The organism is Bacteroidia bacterium (assembly GCA_016218155.1).
Classification (GTDB): Bacteria; Bacteroidota; Bacteroidia; order Bacteroidales; family GWA2-32-17; genus GWA2-32-17.
Window position 1 is genome coordinate 21,286 of sequence record JACREQ010000044.1, and the last position, 6,760, is coordinate 28,045.

The 6,760-nt window shown below is 29.6% G+C and carries 7 protein-coding genes; 3 read left to right on the forward strand and 4 right to left on the reverse strand.

What is annotated here, in order from left to right; translation table 11 throughout:
* Window positions 1-83: 83 nt before the first annotated feature.
* Complete coding sequence (locus tag HY951_07865; protein ID MBI5539958.1) at window positions 84-275, reverse strand: hypothetical protein; 192 nt, start codon at window positions 273-275, stop codon at window positions 84-86.
* 252 nt (window positions 276-527) lie between these two features.
* Between HY951_07865 and HY951_07870 the strand changes: the two genes are divergently transcribed.
* Together HY951_07870 and HY951_07875 are read left to right on the forward strand one after the other, a co-directional pair.
* Window positions 528-1,112 carry a sigma-70 family RNA polymerase sigma factor gene (locus HY951_07870; protein MBI5539959.1) on the forward strand — a complete coding sequence of 195 codons (585 nt, stop codon included), beginning with the start codon at window positions 528-530 and terminating at the stop codon, window positions 1,110-1,112.
* 1 nt (window position 1,113) lies between these two features.
* Window positions 1,114-2,172 (forward strand): trypsin-like peptidase domain-containing protein, encoded by a 1,059-nt coding sequence (locus HY951_07875; GenBank protein MBI5539960.1) that lies wholly within the window; start codon window positions 1,114-1,116, stop codon window positions 2,170-2,172.
* Window positions 2,173-2,342: 170 nt separating this feature from the next.
* Here the strand turns inward: HY951_07875 and HY951_07880 are convergent, their stop codons facing one another.
* Both HY951_07880 and HY951_07885 read right to left on the reverse strand, forming a co-directional pair.
* Window positions 2,343-4,298 carry a LysM peptidoglycan-binding domain-containing protein gene (locus tag HY951_07880; GenBank protein MBI5539961.1) on the reverse strand — a complete coding sequence of 652 codons (1,956 nt, stop codon included), beginning with the start codon at window positions 4,296-4,298 and terminating at the stop codon, window positions 2,343-2,345.
* Between the two features lie 65 nt (window positions 4,299-4,363).
* The gene (locus tag HY951_07885; protein ID MBI5539962.1) at window positions 4,364-4,789 is read right to left on the reverse strand and encodes a hypothetical protein; all 426 of its coding nucleotides are present in this window, start codon (window positions 4,787-4,789) and stop codon (window positions 4,364-4,366) included.
* Between the two features lie 109 nt (window positions 4,790-4,898).
* Here HY951_07885 and HY951_07890 point away from each other — a divergent pair, with 109 nt between their 5' ends.
* Entirely contained in the window at window positions 4,899-6,098 is a 1,200-nt protein-coding gene (locus HY951_07890) for an alanine dehydrogenase (GenBank protein ID MBI5539963.1), read from the forward strand.
* 86 nt (window positions 6,099-6,184) lie between these two features.
* Here HY951_07890 and HY951_07895 read toward each other — a convergent pair whose 3' ends face one another.
* On the reverse strand, window positions 6,185-6,598 hold the full coding sequence (locus HY951_07895) for a hypothetical protein (GenBank protein ID MBI5539964.1): 414 nt from the start codon (window positions 6,596-6,598) through the stop codon (window positions 6,185-6,187).
* Window positions 6,599-6,760: the final 162 nt, after the last annotated feature.

Consider the following 6,760-nt stretch of genomic DNA (forward strand, 5'->3'; position numbering starts at 1 on the left):
CGAAGTTAATAAAAAACAAAAAGGCAGCTCTTTCGAACTGCCTTTTAAGCTAACTAAACCAAATTACCCTTGCGGGAATTTTTTTACTGAGGAGCTACAGTACTATCAATAGTAGTTGTTACTGTAGAGTCAATAGTTGTGTTAAGATCGTTAAGAGCTTGATCTAATTGTGCGTTTAAAGAATCAAGTGATTTAATATCACTGTCAGATGGACCACCACATGATGCTAAAGCAAACATAGAAGCTACGAAAAGACCAAAAATAACTTTTTTCATTGTTTCAAATTTTAAATTAATTAATCGTGTTAACTTTACCCTTAATATTTAAAAACATAAAAGGTAACCCATGTATGTGAAAATATTTTTATTTATTTTTATATTATTTTATAAGTAGCAGATATAGAGCTCATTAAAATTTATAGTAATGTTTCAAGAAAATGTAATTATAAAATTTTGTTAAATTTTGAATAATAATTTAAACTTGTAGGGTTACTTTTTCAGAATTCTAATATTAAATATCGAAAACGGATGAAATTGGGCAATTACTGGAACGAAGCAGAATTATTGCAAGGAGTTAGAGATAATAACGAACATGCAATTAAAACTATTTATAAGCTTCATTTTCCAACAGTAGAAAATTTTATTCGTCAGAATGGAGGATCGGTGCAGGATGCAAAAGACGTGTTTCAGGATGGTTTTTTAGTTCTTTATCGTAATGTAAAAAATGCTGACTTTATTCTTGAATGCAAGATTAAAACATATATTTATTCTGTTTGTCGCAGAATCTGGTTAACAGAATTGAAACGGAAAAATAAAGTTCCCTCAGTTGTTAATGAACTCGATGAATATATAAATGTTGACGAATCTGGAATTGAAGAGTATAACGAGCATGAAATGAAATTATCGCACTTGTCACAGTGCCTTGTTTTATTAGGTGAGCCTTGCAGTTCTTTGCTATCTGATTTCTATTTAAATAGTTTATCGATGCAGGAAATTGCTAAAAAGATGGGATATACAAATGCTGATAATGCAAAAACTCAAAAGTATAAATGTCTTTTGCGTTTGAAAAAAATATTTTTTGAAAAAGAAGTTTTAAAAAGGGAGACAATATAAAATGGACTTATTAAGATTAACGGAATTAAGCGAAAAGTATTCTGAGAATTCACTTACAGAAAGTGAAAAAACAGAATTGTTTTCGGCTATTAATGCTGATTCCGATTTGAAATTACAGTTTGAAGAAAATATTTTACTCTTTAATAATTTACAGTCATTAAAAGTTGAAAAACTTTCAAGAAAGTGGTTTGAAGAAGTTGAAAACGAGAAGAAAAACGCAAAAATTACTGATTTAAATTTAAGAACAAGAATAATGCATTATGTTGCAGTTGCAGCTGTAAGCATATTTGCTGTTGCCGGTACACTTTATTTTTCCGGATGGTTTTCATATAGAAAACATTTGCAAGCATATACTCAGTTAGGAAATAATGTTACTTCGCTTACCAATAATCAAAAATCGATGTGGGATGCATTTTTCTCACCCGAGAAAACAGAATATACTTTTACTGCAGGAACAGGTTTTGCAATTTCATCAGAAGGATATATAGTAACAAGTTTTCATATTGTTAAGGATTTTGATTCTATTATTGTTGTAAATAATATTGATTCACTTGTCAGATATCATGCTGATTTGGTTTATAACAATATTGAGTCAGATGTTGCCATTCTTAAAATATCTGATTCAACATTTTCTTCGTTTGGAAAAATTCCTTATAAATTTAATAACAAAAATAGCGAGTTAGGTGAGTATGTATACACTTTAGGCTATTCTAAGCGTGATGTCGTTTTTGGAGAAGGTTCGGTTAGTTCATTTACCGGTTTTAACGAAGATTCTTCTACAATTCAGGTTTCAATACCTTCAAACCCGGGAAACAGTGGTGGCCCGCTATTAAATACTAAGGGAGATATTATCGGAATGTTGTGCGCAAAAAATAACGAAATCGACGGAGCCACATTTGCCGTAAGATCTGATTTGTTGTTGAGTTTAGTTGATAGTTTAAATTCTAAAAACAAGAACGAGCAGATTGTACTACCTAAATATAACAATATATCTACACTTGACAGACCAAAGCAAATTAAGAAGATAAAGTCTTTAATTTTTAGGGTAGAGGCGTACTAAAATCTTTGATTCAATTTAACTTTAGATTCTAACTCAAGCCACAGTAATCACTTTAGGCACTTTAAGTACTTTTCCCGTCACGTAGTGATCCCTTTGGGAAATGGATGCCTATGGCAAGGCACTTGAAGTATTTTAGGCACTTTAAGTACTTTAGTCACTTTAAGTACTTCTTATTGTTGTTTAATCTTCCTTATCTGAATGTCAGGTAGAATAATTGGATTTTTTATTGAATCAGTAATAACGTTCACAATTTTTACATCGTTATCCATATTATAATGTAAAATAAATGTGCCATTATTTTCATAACCTCCGTTTTCGCCAAGTTTAACAAAGTTAAAATCTGATTGCAATAATTGTAAATCTAAATTATGAAGACAGTCCTGAAAATCGTGACCATAATTTTGTAATGCAGTTAAGAAATAAATTCCGGTATCAAATCCTAACATACTGTACTTGCTTGGCTCGCATTTATAATTATATCTGTAGTCTATTACAAAACTTTTTACGGCAGTATTAGAATAATCGGCATAAAAAGGAACAAAAGTGTGCATATTTAGATTATGCAGGTACTCTAATTCCAGATTGTTATCAAATTTTTTCCATGAAGGCATTCCTGCCATTATAATTTTATACTTCTTTGTTAAAGGTTGAAGTTTGGTTAAAAGATTTATTACAAAAATTTGATTTCCCGAAGGAATAATTAATACATTAATAACTTCATTTTTTAAAGTTTTCTCTACTCCACTTAGTCCTTCAGCACTATATAGGATTTCTGAATATGGAACTTTATCAGTATTAAAATTATTAGCAAACTCTTTAAAAAGTTTTGTTTTGTAATTATTTACTATTTCAAGTTCTTCTTTTGTTCCATTTTGTATAACAATATAATTAATGTCTTTAAATGATGCCAGATAACGTGTAGCCTGACTCATCTGACTTGACAAACTTGAATTTACCTGAAATACTTTTGGATTAGTGAAAATTTCTGGATTATGTGAATTTATTGGATAAATTACATTAATATTTTTCTTTCTTGCATGGTCAGAAATCATTTTAAAATTTTGGTCATAAACAGGACCAATAATTATATCTGAATTATCCAATTCTCCTTTATTAATGATATCCTGGGTTTTTGCAGAATCTTTTTTTAAATCGAATAATTTTACTGTAATGTTTACTCCTTTTCTTTTCATTGAATCTACAGCTAATAAGAATCCTTCGTAGTATTCTAAAAATGGTTTTGGTTGAGGCTCAAAGTTTGAATTAGCAGATGCTTCATCTTCACTGGCAATGGTAAGTGCATCACTTTGTAAAGGAAGAATTAATGATACTTTAAATGTTGGGTGATTTGTTATATAGTTAAATTTTCCACAATCTGTATTGTTTACTGGTGCTACGTAATTTACTTCCTGAATTATTGCTTCTTTTAAAGTATCTGTTTTTGTTTCAACAGAAATTTCTTCATTTATAACAGGCTTGTTAACAATACTTTTTGGTATACGAATATATTCTCCATTTTTTAAGCCTTTTGTTTCAAGTTCCTGATTAGCTTGGTAAATATCATCAATGCTAACATTATACTGTCTTGAAATAGAATATAAAGTCTGATTTTTCTCTATCTTATGATAAATATATTTTGCAGTATCTTTAGGTATGCTGTTATCAGATAATACTTCAGATTTTATTGGTATTTTAATAGCCTGACCTATTTGTAAACCATTACTAACTTCCGGATTATACTTATTTAAATCTGCAATACTAACACTATATTTTTTTGAGATTGAATAAAGTGTTTCTCCTTTTGAAACAGTATGTGTTTTAAAACTTGTAGCTTTTGTTGGGATCGTTTCAACTTCGCAGGGAATATGTAAAATTTGTCCAGGTTTTAAACTTTCAAAAACTTCAGGATTCTCAATTGCTATAATATTTTTATCAATATTATAAGCTTTACTTATAGCAAATAATGTTTCGCCTTTTTGAACTTCGTGAACAAAGTATTTTTTACCATTAAGAGTTTCCTTTTTTGTGCTTTTTTTTACCGGATTAGTGGTTTCCTGAGCATTTAAACTTAACGAAGTTAAAATGAGTGCCGAAAAAAATAAAAGGAGAATATTTTTAATTGTCATGTATTCTGTTTTTCAAATTCTGTGCTACAAAGATAAATTATTTGTCTGTAAAATAATATCAGAAATTACTTTAGCTCTGGTAAAATTTTCATTGATTTAACGTTAACAGTATAGCTTTTATTTTTGTGCGAAAAAAATATGAATGAATCATCATTGCTTTTGCATGAACAACTACTATTTCTTTCTGAACTATTCTCAATAGAATTTACAGATACTAAAATGGTATCTCCAGAAAGGTAATTTGTGTAAGTGTTTGATTTTCCAAGTACAGAATAGTGAAATGTCTTAATAAGTTTATTTTGAATACATAAGCTGTCAATTTTTAAGTCATTTTTATTTGCAAAAGTTTTTAAAACAAAATGATAATTAGTACCTGATGAACTTTTGTCAACAGTTGACCATTTTTGCGAACTTGATTTAATTAAAACCAATTGTTTTGAAGTGCAGGAATACAGAAGAATAACTGTTAAAATAAAAAAAAAGTACTTCATTAAAAATGGATTAAGAACACACAAAATTATAGAATTAATCTTTGTTATTTAACATTTAGAGCCTATTTTTAATTGTATTACCTTTGCAAAAATTTTAGAGATGAAGATTATGGTTGGAATACTAAGAGAAACAAAGAATCCTCCAGACAGGAGAGTACCTGTGACACCAGAAATAGGTAAACTTATTAAAGAAAACTATAATAACGTTGAAGTTCATGTTCAGCCTAGTGAAATTAGAGCAATAAGAGAATCAGAATACTCAGATACAGGTTTATTTGTTGATGATAATATCGATAAATGCGATTATTTGCTTGGTGTAAAAGAAGTGAGTCTTGATACTTTTATTCCGAATAAAACTTATTTGTTCTTTTCTCATACCGGAAAAAAACAACCGCATAATCAGGTTTTGTTAAAGAAAATGTCTGATTTGGGAATTACAATGATTGATTATGAATATCTTACCGATAAAAATAATGCAAGAGTTGTAGCTTTTGGAAAGTGGGCAGGTGTTGTTGGTGCATATAATGGCATAATGGCATGGGGATTAAGAACAAAGCTTTTTAATTTAAAAAGAGCTTTTGAATGTTTCGACCAAGAGGAAATGTTAGCTCAGCTTGATGAAATTAAACTTCCACCAGTAAAGATTTTAATAACCGGAGGTGGCAGAGTTGCAAACGGAGCATTAGAAACACTATCTCATCTTAAGATCAGAGAAGTTACTCCTGAAGAATATCTCACCAAAACTTTTACAGAACCTGTACTTTGTCGATTAGATCCACAGAATTATGTTAAAAGAAAAGATGGAAGTGAATTTGATTTGAATCATTTCTTTTGCAGCCCATCAGAATACGAATCTACATTTTTACCATACGCTTTTGCTACAGATATTTATTTCCCTTGTCATTTCTGGGACCCACGTTCACCGGTATTTTTAAAACCAGAGGATTATTTATTACCGGGTTTCAGAATTAAGGTTATTGCTGATATTAGTTGCGATTTAACTTATCCTATTGCTTCAACAATTCGCTCCTCAAAAATTGCTGACCCAATTTATGGTTATAATCCTTTTACAAGAAAAGAAGATGAGCCATTTGCTCCACATAATATTACCGTAATGGCAATTGATAATTTACCTGGCGAATTACCAAGAAATTCTTCTCAGGATTTTGCAGAAGCTTTATACAAAAGAGTTTTTCCTGCACTTTTTGGTGAAGATTCTGAAGGAATTATTGAGCGCGGAACTATACTTAAAAAAGGTAAGCTAACTGAACGCTTTGCTTATTTAAAAGATTATTTGGAAGGGAATTAATTTCTATTGGCTTTTGTTAGCATTTTATTTTATTCATCAGCTAGGTTGATTGCTGATTTTTTGTAGGCGGTGTTAGCCAACGTTTTTTATTCACGAATCAAATATACATTATTGCAATTTTCTCCTTTTATACAATTCTGCAACGAGATTTTGTCTTTTTCTATTTTTTTTACAATGAAATTCTGGTCGTTAAACCATAAGGATTTTTTAAATATTAACATTAACTCATTGCTATCTCCTAATAATGCATAAGTGACTTTGATTTTGTTCTTTATTATTTTACCATCTTTCATTATTCCAATCTCAGACCCTTTATAATGGTTAATTTTAAGAGTTATTTTGTCAATGATACCATAAGTGTCAGCAATTTTAACTTCTTTTTCGTAGACAAAGTGCCATGTACCTTTTATTATTTTTTTTGCATCCTCCACAGTCATTGTTTGTGAGTATAAAAAATTAATTGCAATAATTAAAAGTGATGTTGTTAATAGATTCTTCATATTTTAATTTAAAATGTTGGCTAACCTTTAGATTTGTCTAAGTTAAATTTTTATTAATTTTAAAAGGACCGGAGGTGAACTTCGCGCTAACAAAGTTAATGGCTTATGAACCGATTTAGACCTCCGTATCCTTTTGCAGCGAACAAATTCATATAGATATTA

Coding starts and splice junctions, on each gene's coding strand:
- HY951_07865 (MBI5539958.1), bottom strand. CDS start 275: ATGAAAAAAGTTATTTTTGGTCTTTTCGTAGCTTCTATGTTTGCTTTA.
- HY951_07870 (MBI5539959.1), top strand. CDS start 528: ATGAAATTGGGCAATTACTGGAACGAAGCAGAATTATTGCAAGGAGTT.
- HY951_07880 (MBI5539961.1), bottom strand. CDS start 4,298: ATGACAATTAAAAATATTCTCCTTTTATTTTTTTCGGCACTCATTTTA.
- HY951_07885 (MBI5539962.1), bottom strand. CDS start 4,789: ATGAAGTACTTTTTTTTTATTTTAACAGTTATTCTTCTGTATTCCTGC.
- HY951_07875 (MBI5539960.1), top strand. CDS start 1,114: ATGGACTTATTAAGATTAACGGAATTAAGCGAAAAGTATTCTGAGAAT.
- HY951_07890 (MBI5539963.1), top strand. CDS start 4,899: ATGGTTGGAATACTAAGAGAAACAAAGAATCCTCCAGACAGGAGAGTA.
- HY951_07895 (MBI5539964.1), bottom strand. CDS start 6,598: ATGAAGAATCTATTAACAACATCACTTTTAATTATTGCAATTAATTTT.